Annotated in this window: 19 protein-coding genes; 7 read left to right on the top strand and 12 right to left on the bottom strand. The window is 59.5% G+C overall.

What is annotated here, in order from left to right; translation table 11 throughout:
• Window positions 1-112 precede the first annotated feature (112 nt).
• Window positions 113-1300 (top strand): C17 cyclopropane fatty acid synthase CfaB, encoded by a 1188-nt coding sequence (gene cfaB / locus MA884_RS06175; RefSeq protein WP_256229560.1) that lies wholly within the window; start codon window positions 113-115, stop codon window positions 1298-1300.
• Window positions 1301-1315: 15 nt separating this feature from the next.
• Here the strand turns inward: cfaB and cls are convergent, their stop codons facing one another.
• Window positions 1316-2755: a cardiolipin synthase gene (gene cls, locus MA884_RS06170; RefSeq protein ID WP_256229559.1), complete on the bottom strand. Its 1440-nt coding sequence runs from the start codon at window positions 2753-2755 to the stop codon at window positions 1316-1318.
• 141 nt (window positions 2756-2896) lie between these two features.
• Between cls and MA884_RS06165 the strand changes: the two genes are divergently transcribed.
• The gene (locus MA884_RS06165; protein ID WP_256229558.1) at window positions 2897-3418 is read left to right on the top strand and encodes a DUF3617 domain-containing protein; all 522 of its coding nucleotides are present in this window, start codon (window positions 2897-2899) and stop codon (window positions 3416-3418) included.
• Window positions 3419-3523: 105 nt separating this feature from the next.
• Here the strand turns inward: MA884_RS06165 and MA884_RS06160 are convergent, their stop codons facing one another.
• The 5 genes from MA884_RS06160 to MA884_RS06140 form a co-directional block, all read right to left on the bottom strand.
• The gene (locus MA884_RS06160) at window positions 3524-4399 is read right to left on the bottom strand and encodes a metal ABC transporter substrate-binding protein (RefSeq protein ID WP_256229557.1); all 876 of its coding nucleotides are present in this window, start codon (window positions 4397-4399) and stop codon (window positions 3524-3526) included.
• Window positions 4400-4410: 11 nt separating this feature from the next.
• Window positions 4411-5277 (bottom strand): metal ABC transporter permease, encoded by an 867-nt coding sequence (locus MA884_RS06155; RefSeq protein ID WP_256229556.1) that lies wholly within the window; start codon window positions 5275-5277, stop codon window positions 4411-4413.
• Window positions 5277-5945 (bottom strand): ATP-binding cassette domain-containing protein, encoded by a 669-nt coding sequence (locus MA884_RS06150; RefSeq protein WP_256229555.1) that lies wholly within the window; start codon window positions 5943-5945, stop codon window positions 5277-5279. The genes MA884_RS06155 and MA884_RS06150 overlap by 1 nt, the downstream gene beginning before the upstream one ends.
• Window positions 5942-6838 carry a GTP cyclohydrolase FolE2 gene (gene folE2, locus MA884_RS06145; RefSeq protein WP_256229554.1) on the bottom strand — a complete coding sequence of 299 codons (897 nt, stop codon included), beginning with the start codon at window positions 6836-6838 and terminating at the stop codon, window positions 5942-5944. The genes MA884_RS06150 and folE2 overlap by 4 nt, the downstream gene beginning before the upstream one ends.
• A 124-nt stretch (window positions 6839-6962) precedes the next feature.
• Complete coding sequence (locus tag MA884_RS06140; protein WP_256229553.1) at window positions 6963-7355, bottom strand: glutamine synthetase; 393 nt, start codon at window positions 7353-7355, stop codon at window positions 6963-6965.
• 162 nt (window positions 7356-7517) lie between these two features.
• Here MA884_RS06140 and zigA point away from each other — a divergent pair, with 162 nt between their 5' ends.
• Window positions 7518-8726 (top strand): zinc metallochaperone GTPase ZigA, encoded by a 1209-nt coding sequence (gene zigA / locus MA884_RS06135; RefSeq protein ID WP_256229551.1) that lies wholly within the window; start codon window positions 7518-7520, stop codon window positions 8724-8726.
• On the top strand, window positions 8726-9376 hold the full coding sequence (locus tag MA884_RS06130) for a DUF1826 domain-containing protein (protein WP_256229550.1): 651 nt from the start codon (window positions 8726-8728) through the stop codon (window positions 9374-9376). The genes zigA and MA884_RS06130 overlap by 1 nt, the downstream gene beginning before the upstream one ends.
• On the opposite strand, the gene MA884_RS06125 is transcribed toward MA884_RS06130, so the two are convergent.
• Window positions 9373-9726 carry an NADH:ubiquinone oxidoreductase gene (locus MA884_RS06125; RefSeq protein ID WP_256229549.1) on the bottom strand — a complete coding sequence of 118 codons (354 nt, stop codon included), beginning with the start codon at window positions 9724-9726 and terminating at the stop codon, window positions 9373-9375. The genes MA884_RS06130 and MA884_RS06125 overlap by 4 nt on opposite strands.
• A gap of 27 nt (window positions 9727-9753) precedes the next feature.
• Here MA884_RS06125 and MA884_RS06120 point away from each other — a divergent pair, with 27 nt between their 5' ends.
• Window positions 9754-10719, top strand: a complete 966-nt coding sequence (locus MA884_RS06120; RefSeq protein ID WP_256229548.1) for a GTP-binding protein — start codon at window positions 9754-9756, stop codon at window positions 10717-10719.
• A 12-nt stretch (window positions 10720-10731) separates the two neighbouring features.
• On the opposite strand, the gene MA884_RS06115 is transcribed toward MA884_RS06120, so the two are convergent.
• Complete coding sequence (locus MA884_RS06115; protein WP_047226690.1) at window positions 10732-11154, bottom strand: DUF3301 domain-containing protein; 423 nt, start codon at window positions 11152-11154, stop codon at window positions 10732-10734.
• A gap of 119 nt (window positions 11155-11273) precedes the next feature.
• Here MA884_RS06115 and pdxY point away from each other — a divergent pair, with 119 nt between their 5' ends.
• Window positions 11274-12146 carry a pyridoxal kinase PdxY gene (gene pdxY / locus MA884_RS06110; RefSeq protein ID WP_256229547.1) on the top strand — a complete coding sequence of 291 codons (873 nt, stop codon included), beginning with the start codon at window positions 11274-11276 and terminating at the stop codon, window positions 12144-12146.
• A 46-nt stretch (window positions 12147-12192) separates the two neighbouring features.
• Here the strand turns inward: pdxY and MA884_RS06105 are convergent, their stop codons facing one another.
• Window positions 12193-12678, bottom strand: a complete 486-nt coding sequence (locus MA884_RS06105) for an acyl-CoA thioesterase (RefSeq protein WP_214916109.1) — start codon at window positions 12676-12678, stop codon at window positions 12193-12195.
• A 256-nt stretch (window positions 12679-12934) separates the two neighbouring features.
• Here MA884_RS06105 and MA884_RS06100 point away from each other — a divergent pair, with 256 nt between their 5' ends.
• Window positions 12935-14698, top strand: a complete 1764-nt coding sequence (locus tag MA884_RS06100) for a cation:proton antiporter (RefSeq protein WP_256229545.1) — start codon at window positions 12935-12937, stop codon at window positions 14696-14698.
• Window positions 14699-14719: 21 nt separating this feature from the next.
• Here MA884_RS06100 and MA884_RS06095 read toward each other — a convergent pair whose 3' ends face one another.
• From MA884_RS06095 to uvrD, 3 genes are all read right to left on the bottom strand, one after another.
• On the bottom strand, window positions 14720-15127 hold the full coding sequence (locus MA884_RS06095; RefSeq protein WP_256229544.1) for an SMI1/KNR4 family protein: 408 nt from the start codon (window positions 15125-15127) through the stop codon (window positions 14720-14722).
• A gap of 135 nt (window positions 15128-15262) precedes the next feature.
• A complete protein-coding gene (locus MA884_RS06090; protein ID WP_256229543.1) occupies window positions 15263-16138 on the bottom strand; it encodes a Tim44 domain-containing protein in 876 nt (291 codons plus the stop codon).
• Window positions 16139-16450: 312 nt separating this feature from the next.
• Window positions 16451-18634, bottom strand: coding sequence for a DNA helicase II (gene uvrD / locus MA884_RS06085; RefSeq protein ID WP_256229542.1), 2184 nt, complete (start codon window positions 18632-18634; stop codon window positions 16451-16453).
• Between the last annotated feature and the right edge of the window lie 150 nt (window positions 18635-18784).

Raw genomic sequence — 18784 nt, 5'->3', positions numbered from 1 at the left:
GTCTAAACAGCAGATTTGGAAGGCGATAGAAAAAGGCTATAAATTCGATAGTCTGCTATTTTTCTAGGATGGTCTAACCTCATTTCAGACGTCTGAAACAAGGGGATACCTCATGCTCGCGCAACTTCCACCGGCCTTACAGAATCTGCACTTACCGCTTCGATTGCGGCTCTGGGACGGCCATGAATTTACGTTGGGTGCCGATCCCAGCGTCACGATCGTGGTCAAGGACCCACAAATGGTCGCGCAATTCACCCACCCCAGTCTGAGCGCGCTGGGTGCGGCGTTTGTAGAAGGCAAGCTGGAACTCGAAGGTTCGATCAACGAAGTCATTAGAGTCTGCGATGAACTGAGTCAGGCACTGGTGGAAGACGATGGCGCGCATCAACCGGTGCGTTCAGTTCACGATAAGGAAACCGATGCCAAGGCGATTTCCTATCATTACGACCTCTCCAACGCGTTCTATCAGCTGTGGCTCGACAGTGACATGGCTTATTCCTGTGCCTATTTCGAGACGGGCAGCGAAACCCTCGAGCAAGCCCAGCAAGCCAAGTTTCGCCACTTGTGTCGAAAGCTGCGTCTGCAACCGGATGATTATCTGCTGGATGTGGGTTGTGGATGGGGTGGTTTGGCCCGCTACGCGGCCCAGGAATTTGGCGTCAGGGTTTTCGGCATTACCCTCAGCCAGGCGCAACTGACCCTCGCTCGGGAACGGGTCAAGGCGCAGGGGTTGGAGGACCAAGTGGAGTTGCAGTTGCTCGACTATCGGGACCTGCCCCAGGACGGCCGCTTCGATAAGGTGGTCAGCGTCGGCATGTTCGAGCACGTCGGCCACGCCAACCTTCAGCAGTACTGCAAGACGCTATTCGGTGCGGTTCGCGAGGGTGGCTTGGTGATGAACCATGGCATCACCGCCAAGCACACCGACGGCCGCCCGGTCGGACGGGGCGCGGGCGAATTCATTGAGAAATATGTGTTCCCCAATGGCGAGCTGCCGCACCTGTCGATGATTTCCGCCCACATCAGCGAAGCGGGATTGGAGATTGTCGATGTGGAAAGCCTGCGCATGCATTACGCCCGCACGCTCGATCACTGGAGTGAGCGACTGGAAGATAACCTTGAGGCCGCCGCCAAAGAAGTACCGGATCAGGCGCTGCGGATCTGGCGCCTGTATCTGGCCGGATGCGCCTACGCATTCGCCAAGGGCTGGATCAATCTGCACCAGATCCTGGCAGTGAAGGCTCATGCCGATGGCAGCCATGAACTGCCCTGGACTCGCGATGACATCTACACCCCTTGACCAGATGTTAGCCGCTTAGAGTATCGGGGAAATAAGCCGGGCGATCCGCATGCCGATCTTCTGCAGGCGGTGGGTCTCCCGGCTTTCCTGTTTGTCGATTTCCAGCGCTTGGGCAAAGTCGTTCTCGAGCATCTGTTCGACCTCTGTGGCGAACGAGATATCCACGGTCAGTAACATCACCTCGAAGTTGAGTCGGAACGAACGATTGTCCAGGTTGGCGCTGCCGATGGCGCTGATTTCACGGTCAATCAGCACGACTTTCTGATGCAGGAAGCCCGGCTCATAACGAAACACCCGTACCCCGGCCCGTACTGCTTCGAACGCGTACAGGCTCGACGCCGCGTAGACGACCTTATGGTCCGGCCGTGAGGGCAGCAGGATACGCACGTCCACCCCACGCAATACCGCCAGGCGCAACGCAGCGAATACCGCTTCGTCAGGAATGAAGTACGGCGTCGTGATCCAGACTCGTTCGCTGGCCGCATGGATCGCCTCGACAAAAAACAGTGAGCAGGTTTCGTACGCGTCGGCCGGCCCGCTGGCCAGCAACTGGCAAAGCACACCGTCGTCAGGGTACGTGTCCGGCAGGATAAGCGGTGGCAATGAACGGTCCGCCCAGAACCAGTCTTCGGCAAACGACTCTTGCATACTCGCCACGACGGGCCCGCGTACTTCTACATGGGTATCGCGCCACGGCGCCAAGGGCGGCTTTTCACCCATGTATTCATCGCCCACGTTATGCCCGCCGACAAAGCCCAAAACGCCGTCCACCGCGACGATTTTGCGGTGGTTGCGAAAATTGACCTGAAACCGGTTGAGCCAGCCACTACGGGTGGCGAACGCTTTGACATGGACGCCGCCATCACGCAGCGCCTGGACGTAGCGGTGGGGCAGGGAATGGCTGCCAATGCGGTCGTACAGGAGATACACCGCGACGCCTTCAGCCGCTTTCTTCAAGAGCAGCGTTTTCAGACGTTGACCGAGGCGGTCGTCGTGGATGATGAAAAACTGAATCAGCACGGCTTGCCGGGCATTATCAATGGCCTCGAAAATCGCCTCGAATGTGGCGAAGCCATTGATGAGCAACCGCACCTGGTTGTTCGCCAGGCACGGCGTGCGCCCCAGCTTGGGCATCGCCCGTAACGAGGCGTAGGCCTGAGAGGCACGGGCGGTGAGGGCTTCTTCGACCCATGGCCGCCAGTTCAGCTCGGAGACGGCTTTGCGCATTTCTTCGTTGGCTTGCCGGCGCGCCTTGATATAGCCATCGAAGGTGCTACGGCCGAAAACCAGGTAGGGAATCAACGTCAGGTAGGGGATAAATACCAACGACAGGGCCCAGGCGATGGAACCCTGAGCGGTCCGTACCGTAAGCACCGCGTGAACGGCGGCGATGGAACCCAAAGTGTGAAGCAGTGCGATCAGGTAACCGAAAACATGCGGGCCGAAGTAATCCATGGGGCAGCCTTGCTCCTGAAGTTTCAATGCTTAACAGACCATGTTCCACGGCGGATGTCGCTATTTAATTCACGCCTGTCGAGCCTGAACCGAAGCCTGTAGGTGACGTCTAACGGCCACCTGTCCTCTGGAGTGCTTGTGATGAAAGTTTGTCTGCTGGGTTTGGCCCTGACGGTGGGTTTGTCGGTTTCTGTGGCCGCTCAGGCGCAGATGCTTCAACCAGGTTTGTGGGAACTGACTACAAGCAATATGAAGGTCGACAATCAGAATCTGCCAGACCTGCAACTGATTCTTGGCCAACTGCAAAACCAGATAACCCCGGAACAACGGGCGATGCTGGAAAAGCAGGGCATCACCATGGGCGGAAAGGGTATTCGCGTATGCCTGACCCCGGAACAGGTCCAGACCAATGATATTCCGCTGCAAGACCCGCAATCGGGGTGCAAACAGCAGATCACCGATCGCACCGGTAATCAGTGGAAGTTTCGTTTCAGTTGCCCGAAAGCCCAAGGCAATGGGGTCGCGACATTCCAGAGCGATCGGGAGTTCACGACCCAGGTCAACGGCACGTTCAATGCCACCGGCATCCAGCAGAACGGCAGCCTGGACACTCGCGCCGTGTGGTTGGGGCAGGATTGCGGGACGGTCAAGCCGAGGGCTTGAATCCCGCTCTGGCGTACATAATCGGGTTGATCTGTGGTAGCAAGGCTCGTGCGCATCGCGAGCGAGCTTTGCTTCCACAGACGTTCGTTCAAGGGCGCTTGCAGATCATGGCCGGCTCAATGCGTCGTACAACGTATTCAGGTTGTACTCGAACAGTCCGATGAAGGTACTGGCCGGTCCGCTGGTCGCGAGCGCATCGGAATACAGCGTGCCGCCGATGTGCGCACCGCTTTCAGCCGCTATCTGCTTGAGCAGGCGCGCGTCTTTGATGTTCTCCATGAACACGGCTTTTACTTTCGCTTTGCGTATCTGGGTAATCAGCGCCGCGACATCGGCGGCCGAGGGCTCCCGTTCAGTGGACAGACCCTGTGGCGCCATAAACTCGATGCCATAGGCCTGGCCCATGTAACCGAAGGCATCGTGGGACGTCACGATTCTACGGTTTCCCGGTGGCAAGGCGCCAAGCTTGGCCTTGGCATCGGCGAGCAGCGCATAGATCTTTTTCAGATATGCCTGGCTGTTGCGTTCGTAGTCGGCCTTGTTGGTCGGGTCGGCGGTTTCCAGCGCCTTGCTGATGTTCCTGACGTACAGCTCGGCGTTCGCCAGGTTATGCCAGGCATGCGGGTCGGGGACGGTCTCGCCCTCTTCATCCAGCGAACGAGGAATAACGCCGCGGCTGGCGCTGATCACCGGTGCGTTGGTTTCGGTGCTGGTGACCAGGCGATCCAGCCACGGTTCAAAGCCCAGACCATTCTTGATGATCAGTTTGGCACTGAGCAACGCCTTGGCGTCGTCCGGCGTGGGTTCGTAGGTGTGTGCATCCGCGTCCGGCCCCACCAGGTTGGTGATCTGGATATGCTCGCCGCCGACCTCTTGGGTCATGTCGGCAAGGATGCTGAAGCTGGTCACCACTTGGAGCTTTTCGGCGGCAGATGCGGATAAGGACAGCATCAGACTGAACAGCACGAGCAGAACGCGCATCGGGAAACACCTCATTGGGATGTGAGTAAAGGCGGGCGGCGCAGCAAACCGTGTACCGGACCGAACACCACGGACAGCAGATAAAACGCGCCCGCCACCAGTACGATGGCCGGCCCGCTGGGTAGCGAGAAGTGGAATGACAACAGCAGCCCGAGCCACACCGACAGACATCCAAGCAGCGCCGCGACTCCCATCAGAACCGGCAAACGGCGGCTCCAGAATCGTGAAGCGGCAGCAGGCAACATCATCAGGCCGACCACCATCAGCGCGCCGATGGCCTGGAAGCCGATGACCAGGTTCAAGACGACCAGGGTCAGAAACACGCCATGGGCCAAAGGGCCCAGCCGGCTGACGGTTCGCAGGAAAAGAGGATCCAGGGTGTCTAGCAACAGCGGTCGGTAAATCAGTGCCATGGCGACCAGGCTGATCCCTGAAACCCAGAGCATGCCGATGAGGGTCGGGCCATCTACCGCCAGTGCAGAGCCGAACAACAGGTGAAGCAAGTCCAGGCGTTTGCCGGCCATACCGAGAATCAACACGCCGACGGCCAGGGAAATGGGATATATCGCCGCCAGGCTGGCGTCTTCCCGCAGGCCGGTGCGACGGGTAATCCAGGCAGCCAACCCGGCCATGCTCAAGCCTGCACCGAGGCCGCCCAGCGTCAGGGCTGGCAAGCTCAGCCCGGCGAACCAGAAACCCAAGGCTGCTCCGGGCAAGATACCGTGAGCAACGGCGTCGCCGATCAGGCTCATGCGTCGCAGAATCAAAAACACGCCAAGCGGTGCCGTGCTGCACGCCAATACCAGGCCGCCCAGTAGCGCCCGGCGCATGAAGACAAATTCCTGAAAGGGTTGCCAGAGATGGGCGGCCGCGAGCATCAGGCCACCTGCGTGAGTTGTTGTTGGGCAATCAAATCAACACTGCGGCCCAGTGTGCAGCCGGTGTGACTGACCAGTAACGTATGGGGAATATGTTGGCGCACCGCAGCGAGGTCATGACAAACCACCACCAGGGTGCGGCCTTCGGCGTGCCAGCCATGGATGTGTTTCCACAATAGCGCCTGACCTTGCTCGTCGAGGGCCGCGTGGGGTTCGTCGAGCAACAGCAGGGGGGCTTCGGCCAGACTCAAGCGGGCGAGAAGGGCGCGTTGCAGCTCGCCTCCCGACAACGCCATCAACGAGCGATGCTCCAGGCCATCCAAAGCCCAGTCTTGCAGTACGGCGTTCAATCGATGGCGGCGCATGGCCAGCGTGTGCCTGCTACCCCAGGATCCCGCCGCCACTAGTTCTTGCAAGCTGATTGGAAATTGCCGGTCCAGATGTTGCTGTTGCGCCAGGAACGAGACGCTGCCGCGACGTGGAACATCCAGGGCGACTTTACCGGATAAAGGTTTTTGCAGACCGGCCAGCACTTTCAACAGGCTGCTTTTACCTGAACCGTTGGCTCCGACGATGGCCGTCAGGCTCCCCGCGGGCCGCTCTATGTTCAGCGGGGGTGTGAGGGGTTGGCCGGGGGCGCCCCAGCGTAAGGCCTGGCAACGAATCACAGTGCCTCCCTGACCCAACGGCTTTGCGCCACGGCGTCATGGGCATGCAGACTTTCGGCGTGAACCACTCGCACATCGAGGGTGGCGATGTCGGGTGATCGCCTCAATGCCATGCTCAGCCGCCGTGCGGCGTCTTCACAGAACATCAGGTTTTGACCATTGGCGTGCGCGAAGGCTTGTTCGTCTGCCCGCTTCACAGCGGTTTGTACGGCCGTGCCGAGGGCTGCTTCAGCTGCGTTGATGATGGACAGCAGCGGCAGTTCGTCGATGCCGGCGTTCAGCCTCAGATTCACGGTGGCAGTGCTGCGTTGACTGTGCGGTGTGGCGACGATGCCTTTTGATGAGCCTAGCCAGGCCAGGATCTCGGCGTGCTCGAGCGCTTTATTGGCAAAGTCGTCTACAAATTGCTGCTGGATTAACTGACGAGCGAGTGCGGCCGAGCAAGGGCAGGTGGACGAATAGGGGATCTGAATGTGTAGTTCCACGTGGAACACACCATTTTTCAGGTGGGCTTCGATGTTGATTGGGTAGCGCTTCCAGCCAGCCAGTGGGCTGACCAGCGCTGGACGCTTGAGTAGCAGATCGGTGCGAATGCCCAGCGAGGCGGCGTGGGACAGGCCTGCGTGACTGTCGAGGAATTGCTGCAGGATACGGCGTAACAGCATGGGAGACAGCGTTTCGTTTTCGAGCAACTCCAGTGCCAGGTACAGGCGTGACATATGGATGCCGCGGGCCTCACCGTCATCAAGGCTGACACCGGCATCAGCGATCGCGTTGAGACGCTGACCGTCGATCTGTACGGGTACCGCGATGCCGCACATGCCTACCCAATCGAGGGGCAGGGCCTGGCGCGAAGCCTGCGCAGCAACGTCCGGCAGAGTTAACGCGTTCATATTCAAGGTCCGTCATAAGCACAAAATATACGTTATAGTATAACAATAAATGCAGCCAGCACTATTTTATGAACGCAGTTTCATTTCGCTCGGTGATCGTTCTCGAACCGTTCCACGTGAAACATCAGCGTGGTGAATCCTGGCAACCGCTAATGCGGCTGCATACAAACTTCCCTGTGCTTGCGCCCGAGCTCGAGAAGCGATTGATGGTCGTCCAGCCCACGCGCCGACTGTATCCAACCCAGCTCTCCCCATCAGAAGCTACGCCGGTAAAGAACGTCAGTTGGCCATAACGACTGGTTGTTTGCGCCCAATAGCGCCGGCCAATCACTTCAAATCCGCGCAGATAGAGGGTGTTTCCGGCCGTCATGACGCTGTAGGTATTGCCTTGCCCGTCAACACAGGCCAGTAAATTCGCGCTGCGGGTGCAGTTCGCCAACATAGGGCTTTGGGCTGAGGCATCCAGCGCCAACAGCAGCAACGGGCTTACGAATACGAGTTTCAGGAAATTGCGCATGCTTTTTATTTCAGACTGGTTGAGCAGCGGAGACTGGTTAAATTTGGCTGTTATACTATAACATTAAAAGCACATAGGCTCTGAACCGAACCCAAGCCTGAAGAAAAGAGTCGCGACATGCGCTCAAGCGTCAGCGCGGCCCGCCCGATGAGGATATACCTGGTGCCCAATCGTCTCCCTGTAACCGTGCTGTCCGGATTTCTCGGCGCCGGTAAAAGCACATTGCTCAATTACGTCCTGCGTAATCGCGACAACCTGCGCGTTGCTGTGATCGTCAACGATATGAGCGAGATCAACATTGATGGCAGCGAAGTCCAGCGAGATGTCACCCTAAGCCGGGCTGAAGAGAAATTGGTGGAGATGAGTAACGGCTGCATTTGCTGCACGTTGCGTGAAGACCTGCTGGAAGAGGTCGGCCAGCTCGCCAGGGAAGGCCGCTTCGACTATCTGCTGATCGAGTCCACGGGAATTTCCGAACCCTTGCCGGTGGCGGAAACCTTCACTTTTCGTGATGAGCAAGGCCGCAGCCTGGCCGATGTGGCGCGGCTCGACACGATGGTGACAGTGGTCGATGGCGTAAATTTCCTGCTGGATTTCCAGGCTGCCGAAAGCCTTGCTTCAAGAGGCGAGACCCTGGGGGAGGAAGATGAGCGTTCTATCACTGATCTGCTGATTGAGCAGATCGAGTTCGCCGATGTGATTCTGATCAGCAAAATCGACTTGATCGGCCGTCACGAACGGGAGGAGTTGATCGCGATTCTGGAACGGCTTAACGCCCAGGCGCACATTATTCCCATGGTCATGGGCCAAGTACCGCTGGAGAAGATCCTCGACACAGGGCTTTTCGACTTTGAACGCGCGGCTCAAGCACCGGGCTGGCTGCAGGAGCTGCGCGGTGAGCACGTGTCCGAAACCGAAGAATATGGTATCGCTTCGACAGCTTACCGGGCGCGCCGGCCATTCCATCCCCAGCGTTTTTTCAATTTTATCGACCGTCCGTGGACCAATGGCAAGCTGCTGCGCTCCAAGGGCTTCTTCTGGCTGGCCAGCAAACATGAAGAAGCGGGCAGTTGGTCCCAGGCCGGCGGCTTGATGCGGCATGGATTCGCCGGGCGCTGGTGGCGGTTCGTGCCGAAAAGCCAATGGCCGCAAGATGAGGAAAGTACCGCTGCCATCCTGAAAAACTGGCTTCCTGCCACCGGTGATTGCCGGCAGGAGCTGGTATTCATCGGCCAGAATATCGACTTCACGCAACTGACCGCCGAACTGGACGCTTGCCTGCTCAGTGACGCGGAAATGGCCCAGGGTGTAGACAGTTGGCGTTTGTTGCCGGACCCGTTCGGCCCCTGGCATGAGGAGGCCGCAGCGTGATGCTGGCGCCCAGTCCGAAGCGGAAAGTGCAGGTACGCCAGGTCCAGGGCGATACCCCGCGGATCCTGACGCAAATTCTGGACGACGATACCAACCTGGCGGTCTGGCAACGTCAGTTGCCGGCGCACATCAGCGATTTTGCGGCACTGGTGCTTTCCATGGATCAGCCCCTGGCCGAATCGCTGGTGATCGATCTGCCGCAGGAGGACGCTCAACCGGCCCTGGAAGGTCTCGCCGCAGGCTTTCGCGATCTGCATGGCTATGAAGGCTTCATCGCGGATGTCGCCTGGCTGGTCAGCGCGTTTGCCTGCCTGCTGGGTGCCAGACGTGTCGGCCTGCGCCTGCGAACGCTGGATAAGGCCATGTGCCCGCGCTTTCACGTTGACCATGTGCCGGTACGGCTGATCACCACGTACGCCGGCGTTGGCAGCCAGTTGCTAAAGGAAGGCGCGATGGATCGTCGACGCCTGGGGCAACCCGAGGCTGAGCCGGATGATCCGCGTGCGGTTCAGCAGCTTGCCTGCGGCGATGTGGCGCTGCTCAAAGGCGAGAAGTGGCACGGCAATGAGGGTATGGGCCTGATCCATCGCTCGCCGCAGCTGACGCCGGGGCAACGTCGATTGATCCTCACTCTGGACTGGCTCGCCTAAGGTTTGAGCCAGTTGCCCTGGCTTTTTCCTTCACAAAACGGCTGCAGATAGGCTGCATCGGTGGCCACGCCGTAATAGTGAATATCCTGGCGGTAAGGCATATTGGCGACCTGGGCGTTGCTGCAGATGCCAAACGCGCCGCCAGGGCATTGATCGACGTACTGTACCTCGACTTTTTGTCCGGCAAGGTTTGGCTGGCAGAAGCCGTCGGCGAACAGTTTCTGCGGAATATTGCGGTTCTGCTGGCAGACTTTCACATCGAGCCGTTCTGCCTGGCTATGCACGACACAAGCCTGGGCCAGCGCCTGGTTCGACGTCAGCGCCAACAACAAACAGCCGATTAACCGCATGTTCACCTCCATCGAAAGCCGCCGATTATGTTGCAGAACATCCCCACCCACGTCATTGCGGGCCCTTTGGGTGCTGGCAAGACCAGCCTGATCAAGCAATTGCTGGCACAGCGCCCGGCGAATGAGCGCTGGGCGGTGCTGATCAACGAGTTTGGTCAAATCGGCCTGGACGCGGCGTTACTGACCCAGGCCGCCGATGGTATCGCACTGGGCGAAGTGGCCGGGGGCTGTTTGTGTTGCGTCAACGGCGCGCCTTTTCAGATCGGCCTCGCTCGTTTACTCCGCAAGGCGCGGCCGCACCGGCTGTTTATCGAGCCCTCCGGACTGGGTCATCCGGCGCAGCTGATGCGGCAACTGAGCGAAGCGCCATGGCTCGGCGTGCTGGCGGTTCAACCTTGCGTGTTGGTGCTGGATGCCCGCGCGATGGCGGATGGCACGCCGTTACCCGATGCGCAGCGACAAACCTTGGCCAGTGCCGGGTTGCTGGTGCTGAACAAATCCGAACACCTGAGCGAAACCGAACGCCTGGGCATCACCGCGCAACTGCCAGAAATTGCGCTGTACTGGACCCGACAGGCTGCTTTGCCGATCGATCGACTGCCAGGTCTTGCGGCTCGCGGAAGCGGGGCTGTGGATAACGTGAATCTACCCAAGGACGTGGGACAGATGCCGGCCGTCTGGACCGACCCGACATCGCCCATCTGCCTGCATCAGCAACAGGAAGGCGGCTGGAGTATTGGCTGGCGCTGGCATCCGAGTCAGCGACTGGACACGGTGACGCTGACGCGCTGGCTGCAAGGCTGGGGCTGGAAACGGGCGAAGATGGTTATCCACAGCGCCGATGGCTGGGTTTCAGCCAATGCGCTGGAGGGCGCGACGCTGCAGTGGCAGGCCAGCGAGTGGCGCCAGGACTCACGGATCGAATTGATTTTTGGTGAACCTCAAGACGCGGCAGCGCTACAAGCCGGTCTGGCGAATTGTCGGTGCCCGTGAGTCAGCCTTGCTTCAAGGCTTCCACTTGTTGTGTTCCTGGCGCCACTGACTCAATTCGATGACTTCGGCCCTGGGCCTGGTCTGGACCGGCTCGATCGGTGTCGGCGCTGACTCTTCGAACGGCATTGGGTAAGGCGCCAGCTCGATTTGCGCGCTGTGGGCCCCGAACTGGGTAATAGTGCCCGAATGGCGCGACTCACCGGTGACGGTGAACTCGAAGTTATAGATACGGGCCAGGCGCCGGCGTCCGCTGGCATCTTTGACGAACCCAATCTTTTTCAGCGCGACGTTGCCGTCCAGCAGCTCGATCTTGAGGTTGGCGCAATGTTGCATGACCCTCGCCAAGGCCCGTTCGCGCAAGCCATGGTTGTGCCACAGCCAGGCGCCGGCGGTGGCCAACAGCATCAGCACGAAAATATTTCCAAGGGTCAGCATGAACGAAGTGCTCCTACAAGTTGCTGTCAGCTTAACTGTGTCCCCGGTCTGTCGTATAGGTTGCGTTTAGTCGCATACTGCGCGGCTTGAATTTCATTCGTTTTACGGAAACATCCCGCATGAAACGTACCCCTCATCTGCTTGCCATCCAGTCCCATGTGGTGTTTGGTCACGCCGGTAACAGCGCTTCAGTCTTTCCGATGCAACGGGTCGGGGTGAACGTCTGGCCGCTCAACACCGTGCAATTCTCCAATCACACTCAGTACGGACAGTGGACCGGCGACGTGCTTGCCTCTGAGCAGATCCCGGCATTGGTAGAGGGCATCGCAGCAATCGGCGAGCTGGGCAATTGTGATGCGGTGCTCTCCGGTTACCTGGGCAGCGCCGCCCAAGGACGGGCGATTCTGGCCGGGGTGGCGCGGATCAAGGCGTGCAATCCCAAGGCCCTTTACTTGTGCGATCCGGTCATGGGACATCCGGAGAAGGGTTGCATCGTGGCGCCCGAGGTGAGCGATTTCCTGCTGGAAGAAGCTGCTTGCGTGGCGGACATCATGTGCCCGAACCAACTGGAGCTGGACAGTTTTTCGGGACGCAAGCCGCAGTCGCTGCTGGACTGCCTGGCCATGGCCCGTTCGCTGTTGGCCCGCGGGCCCAAGGCCGTGCTGGTCAAGCATCTGGCCTATCCCGGCAAGCCGCAGGACAGCTTCGAAATGTTGTTGGTTACCGCCGACGGTAGCTGGCACCTGCGTCGTCCATTACTCGCATTCCCTCGCCATCCGGTGGGGGTGGGTGATTTGACGTCGGGGCTGTTCCTGGCACGGGTGTTGTTGGGAGATAGCCTGGTAGCGGCGCTCGAATTCACTGCTGCAGCCGTGCATGAAGTACTGCTGGAAACCCAGGCGTGTGCCAGTTACGAGCTGGAACTGGTCCGCGCCCAGGACCGGATCACCCATCCGAGGGTAAGGTTCGAAGCTGTACCGATCAGCCTCTGATCAACGCAAATCCCTGTGGACGCGAGCGGGCGGCGCGGTCCTTCTGTTAGGGCCCGTCCGCCTTGATTTCCTGATAGCGCCTCTCCAGCTCCTGGCGAATCTGCCGACGCTGCTGGGCCTGTTCGTAACGGCGTTTTGCTTCGCTGTTTTGCGGTTGCAATGGCGGGACGGCGGCGGGTTTGCGCTGGTCGTCCACTGCGACCATGGTGAAAAAGCAACTGTTGGTGTGGCGCACCGAGCGTTCACGAATATTTTCGGTCACGACTTTGATGCCTACTTCCATCGACGTGTTACCGGTGTAATTCACCGACGCCAGAAACGTCACCAGTTCGCCGACATGAATCGGCTCACGGAAAATCACCTGGTCAACCGACAGCGTCACTACGTAGCGCCCGGCGTAGCGGCTGGCGCAGGCGTAGGCGACTTCGTCGAGGTATTTGAGCAAGGTGCCGCCGTGGACATTGCCAGAGAAGTTGGCCATATCGGGGGTCATCAACACCGTCATCGACAGCTGGGCGTTTCCGGGTTCCATAACGTACTCACGGTTCAAGGCAGCAATTTCGGGGAGGGCACCTCTGCGGGTGCTGGAAGGTTTTAAACTACCAGTATCGGGACGCTGCGCCTGTGGCAGCCGTCACGCCCCGGTGGATCTGTTTCCATATATTGCACTGTCTTTTTGTCGGAAGTCGCGGTGTTACCCTTCAAAAAGCCTCTTGCGAGGGTATTTCCTACAAGGGAAACGGACTTATCCAGCTCTGTGATGGGTCATTTGAACAGGGAGCCCCACCATGCATGCCATCAGCTTTATTCAAGACTTGGCAATCATCATGATGGCAGCGGGGCTGGTCACCGTACTTTTTCACCGTTTCAAACAACCGGTGGTGTTGGGTTACATCGTTGCCGGCTTCATCATCGGCCCGCATACGCCGCCCTTCGGTTTCATCCACGACGAAGATACGATCAGGACCCTGGCCGAGTTGGGGGTCATCTTCCTTATGTTTTATCTGGGGCTGGAGTTCAGCCTGCGCAAGTTGTTCAAGGTGGGCGCCACGGCGTTCATCGCGGCGTTCCTCGAAATTGTGTTGATGATCTGGCTCGGCTACGAAATCGGGCGCTGGTTCGACTGGAACACCATGGATTCGTTGTTCCTCGGGGCAATCCTGGCCATCTCCTCGACCACCATCATCGTTAAAGCCCTCAATGACCTGAAGATGAAGAACGAGCGCTTTGCGCAGTTGATCTTCGGGGTCTTGATCGTCGAAGACATCCTGGGCATCGGCATTATCGCCTTGCTGTCGAGTATCGCTGTCAGCGGTACGGTCAGCTCCGGCGAGGTGTTTTCCACCGTCGGCAAATTGTCATTATTCATGATTGTCGCCCTGGTGATCGGCATTTTGCTGGTGCCGAGGCTGCTGGCTTATGTGGCGAAGTTCGACAGTGACGAGATGTTGCTGATCACCGTGCTGGGCCTGTGTTTCGGCTTTTGCCTGCTGGTGGTAAAGCTGGAATACAGCATGGTACTGGGAGCGTTTCTGATCGGCGCGATCATGGCCGAGTCGCGGCAACTGCTGAAAATCGAGCGGCTGGTGGAGCCGGTGCGCGACTTGTTCAGCGCGATTTTCTTCGTGGCCATCGGCCTGATGCTCGATCCGGTGATTTTGCTGCAATACGCTTGGCCGATTGCCGTAATCACCGCCGCAGTGGTGTTGGGCAAGATGCTGTCCTGCGGCCTCGGTGCCTTTATTGCCGGCAACGACGGGCGCACCTCACTGCGAGTCGGGATGGGCCTTTCGCAGATCGGCGAATTTTCCTTCATCATCGCTTCGCTGGGGATGACCTTGCAGGTCACCAGCGATTTCCTTTACCCGGTAGCGGTCGCGGTTTCGGTACTGACTACTCTGCTGACGCCTTACCTGATCCGGGCCGCCGATCCTTTATCGGTCAGGCTGGCTGCCGTCATGCCACAACGGTTGTCGCGGGTGCTGGGAATGTATGGCGAGTGGCTGCGCAGCATTCAACCCCAAGGGGAGGGCGCGCTGGTGGCCGCCATGATCCGGCGGATTTTGCTGCAGGTGGGCATCAACCTGGCGCTGGTCATCGCGATTTTTATCGCCGGTGGCTACTTTGCCGAACAGATGTCGGCTTATCTGCAAGCCTGGATCAGCGACCCGAGTTGGCAGAAAGCGCTGATCTGGGGCGGGGCGTTATTGTTGTCGCTGCCGTTTTTGATTGCTGCGTATCGCAAGCTCAAGGCGTTATCGATGCTGCTGGCGGAGATGGGCGTGAAGCCGGAGATGGCCGGTCGCCACACCCAGCGCGTGCGTCGGGTGATCGCAGAAGTGATCCCGATTCTCTCGCTGCTGATGATTTTCCTGCTCTTGGCAGCCTTGTCGGCCAGTATCCTGCCGACCAACAAGTTGCTGGTGTTGATTGCTGTGGTGGCGACCGCTGTGGCGGCGTTGCTCTGGCGCTGGTTTATCCGCCTGCATACGCGGATGCAGGTGGCTTTGCTGGAAACCCTGGACAATCACAAGGAATCGTCCGGGCCATGACCGGCGAGGGGCGCCGGCGGATCAGCTCTCCAGCCAGACGTCCCGCGCCCAGTGCCAGACAGATTCCCAGGTCTCTTCGGCAATCAGCTCTTCTTCGGCTTGCCACAGCACCACGGTCCCGTCTTCTTCGACGCAGTAATAGTCGTCGCCGTCCTGGCAGATCGGGATCAGGCTACGGTCGACACCGGCATCCCAGGCATTGGCGGCCACATCTGGCAGATAGGTGTGGGACTGCGGATCGGTGACGGTCACGGGCTCCAGGCCGCCGTAGACAACATCGCTGACCGTCAGTAAAAACTCTCTGAATACGAACGGAATATCGATGAACAGCTGCTCTTCGATTTCCACCAGCAAGTCTTCATCGGGCAACTCCAGTGGAACCGGCACGGGTTCATTGGCTTCACGCAATTGTTCGATAATTTCTTCCACGTCCGGGATCCTCTTTCTCATGGCGCGGTTTATATGGAGCGGTTTATACAGTAGCTCGCTATAGATGCAATCGCGAAATAGAAAACCCCGGCCTGGGCCGGGGTTTTATTTCAACATACGAAACGCGGGGAAGGATCAGCCGTTCTGGCGGATACCGGCCACCAGCCAAGGCTGGTTATCGCCTTGGGGGCGTTCCATGTTCCAGCTTTCGCTGAACGCTTCGCCCTTGTCGAAGCGCGAGTCCTTCGACACACCGCTGAAGGTCAGGGTGGCGATGGTCTTGTCGGCACGATCATCGACGCCGTCCAGTTGTACTTGCAGATTGTCGATGTAGGTCGACTGGAAGCCATCACCCAGTTCGGCCCGCTCGCGCTTGAGGAACTCCAGCAGCTGCGGGGTCACGAACTCAGAGATCTTGTCCATTTCGTTTGCATCCCAGTGTTGCTGCAGGGACATGAAATGGTTGCGCGCAGCTTCGATGAAGCGCTCTTCGTTGAACCAGGCTGGCGCGTTGATCACCGGACGAGCGGCCACGGGTGCTGCCGAACCGCCGAAGATCGAACCGCCGGCAGGCTGCTGGTCGAACGTTTCACGCTGCATCGGCGCATGACCGGCGGGAGCGAGTTGCTCCTGTTGCTTGCGACGACGGGCGGCAATGAAGCGGAAGACCAGGAAGGCGATGACCGCCATGATCAGGATGTCGAAGATCTGCATGCCCTGGAAGCCGTCGCCCATGAACATGGAGGCGAGCAGGCCACCGGCGGCGATGCCGGCCAGGGGGCCGAGCCAGCGCGAAGCACCGCTGGCCTTGGTGGCGGCGCCAGCCGCACCGGCAGCGCCCGCGGTAGCCGCGGTAGAGCCGGCAGCAGAGGACGGGGCCATCTGGCTGGTCTGGTGAGTCGGGGCAGCGCCCGAGCTTTTACCACCGCCAAAGCGCTTGGCGGCATTGGCGTCGATGGCCATCGTCAGGCCGATGCACAACGCCATGGCGATGCTAAGAAAACGTTTCATATAAGGGCATTCCCATTTGTGGATAGCACGCGCGCCATGTTGCACAGGTGAACTGTTGCTGGCTAGCGACAGAGTGTTTCGGGCTTTTGCGTGACGGGTGAGGTTCAGCTTCAGCCTGGCAAGAAGGCTTGTTCGCTTTGGGCTGTAGGAAAAGGAAATAAGTTCGGTCGGAAACGAATGTGGGGTGGAGAGAGATACCTGTGGGAGCAAGGCTTGCCCGCGATAGCGATCGGTCTGACGCATCTGTGTCGAATGTGCCACCGCCTCGCGGGCAAGCCTTGCTCCCACAGCAAGGTACTTCTTACGGAATCTCTAGATCGCTTCCAACTTGGCGTACCCCAGCATCAGCCACTTGCTGCCTTCGCTGAAGTTCACCTGGACCCGGGCCTGAGCGCCGGCGCCTTCGAAGTTGAGGATCACGCCATCGCCGAACACCGAATGTCGCACGGTCTGGCCGAGACTGAAGCCGGTTTCCGGGATGTCGCTGCCGCCAAACAGACTGCTGGAGCTCTGTTGCTGGCCGCCGCCGAACGGACGGCTGACGCTGTTGGACAGCCGCACCTCCTGAATCAGGCCTTTGGGCACTTCACGTACGAAGCGCGACACCTTGTTGTAGGTTTCGCTGCCGTACAGGCGCCGAGTCTCGGCGTACGTCAGCACCAGGTTCTGCATGGCGCGGGTGATGCCAACGTAGGCCAGGCGTCGTTCCTCTTCCAGGCGTCCCGGCTCTTCCAGGCTCATCTTGTGCGGGAACAGGCCTTCTTCCATTCCCACCAGGAACACGTAGGGGAATTCCAGGCCCTTGGCACTGTGCAGGGTCATCAGCTGGATGCTGTCTTCATGCTCGTCGGCCTGGGTGTCGCCGGCCTCCAGAGAGGCGTGACCGAGGAAGGCCGACAGCGGCGAAAGCTCTTCGTCTTCCTCGGTGTTCTCGAAATTGCGTGCGGCGCTGACCAGTTCCTCAAGGTTTTCCACCCGGGCCTGGCCTTTCTCGCCCTTTTCCGCCTCGTGGTAGGCGATCAGGCCGGACTGTTCGATAACGGTCTGAGTCATCAAATGCAGCGGCATGTCCGCGCACTTGGCGGCCAGGTCTTCGATCAGGTCCATGAACGCCTTCAGCGCACCGGCAGCGCGGCCGGTCATGCCTTTGTTGGCAACCAGCTGGCGCATGGCTTCCCACATGGACACATGGCTGTGGCGCGCGTGGTCGCGAATCGCTTCGACGGTTTTTTCGCCAATGCCCCGAGTCGGTACGTTGATCACCCGCTCCAGGGCCGCATCATTGCCACGTCCTTCGAGCAGGCGCAGGTAGGCCATGGCGTTCTTGATTTCGGCGCGTTCGAAGAAGCGCTGGCCGCCATAGATGCGGTACGGGATGCGTTCGCGCAACAAGGCTTCTTCCAACACCCGCGACTGGGCGTTGGAGCGATACAGGATGGCGATGTCACTGCGGGCCAGGCCGGTCTTCAGCGCGCTCTCGATGGTTTCCACCACGTAGCGCGCTTCGTCGTGTTCATTGAAGGCCGCATAGAGGTTGATCGCTTCGCCTTCGCTGCCATCGGTCCACAGCTCCTTGCCCAGGCGCCCGGTATTGTTGGCGATCAGGGCGTTGGCGGCCTTGAGGATGCCGGCGGTGGAACGGTAGTTCTGTTCCAGGCGGATCACCTGGGCGTCAGGAAAGTCCGCAGAGTATTGATGAATGTTCTCGATTTTGGCGCCGCGCCAGCCGTAGATCGACTGGTCGTCGTCGCCCACGACCATCAGGCTGTCGCCGCCCTTGGCCAGCAGGCGCAACCAGGCGTATTGCACGGCGTTGGTGTCCTGGAACTCGTCCACCAACACATGCCGGAAGCGCTTCTGGTAATGCGCCAGCAGGCCCGGGTGATCACGCCACAGGTCCAGTGCGCGCAGCAACAGCTCGGAGAAGTCGATCACGCCTGCGCGCTGGCACGCTGCCTCATAAGCTTCGTAGATGCTGCGCATGGTCGCCAGGAACAGGTCGCCGCTGGCCTGGATGTGTTGGGGGCGCAGGCCTTCGTCTTTCTGGCCGTTGATGAACCACTGGGCCTGACGGGCCGGCCAGCGTTGCTCGTCCAGGCCCAGCTCGCGGATCACCCGCTTGACCAGACGTTGCTGGTCGTCGCTGTCGAGAATCTGAAACGTCTGGCTCAGGCCGGCTTCCTGCCAATGCGCCCGCAACAAGCGGTGCGCCAGGCCGTGGAAGGTGCCGACCCACATGCCGGCGGGGTTGATGCCCATCAGTTGCTCGATGCGATGGCGCATCTCGGCAGCGGCCTTGTTGGTGAAAGTCACCGACAGGACCGAATGGGGTGAGGCGTTCTCAACCTGGATCAACCAGGCGATACGGTGTACCAGCACTCGGGTCTTGCCCGAGCCGGCACCGGCCAGGACTAACTGTCGACCCACGGAGGCAGCTACGGCCTGGCGTTGGGCATCGTTGAGGGAGTTCAGCAGAAGGGAGAGATCATCGCGCATCAGAGCATTCTAGGGTGCGGCGGCACCCCGGGCAAACCGAGCTTTACGCCAGCCGATAAAAGACCGGTCGGTGATGACCGGTTGGTCATGGGCCACAAGCATTGGCGGGGCTCGCTTGAAGGCCATGCGAGCCAATGAAATAGCGACTTT

Origin of the sequence: Pseudomonas sp. Q11 (assembly GCF_024494355.1) — a bacterium.
Classification (GTDB): domain Bacteria; phylum Pseudomonadota; class Gammaproteobacteria; order Pseudomonadales; family Pseudomonadaceae; genus Aquipseudomonas; species Aquipseudomonas hefeiensis.
This window is presented reverse-complemented; position numbering and strand designations above follow the sequence as displayed.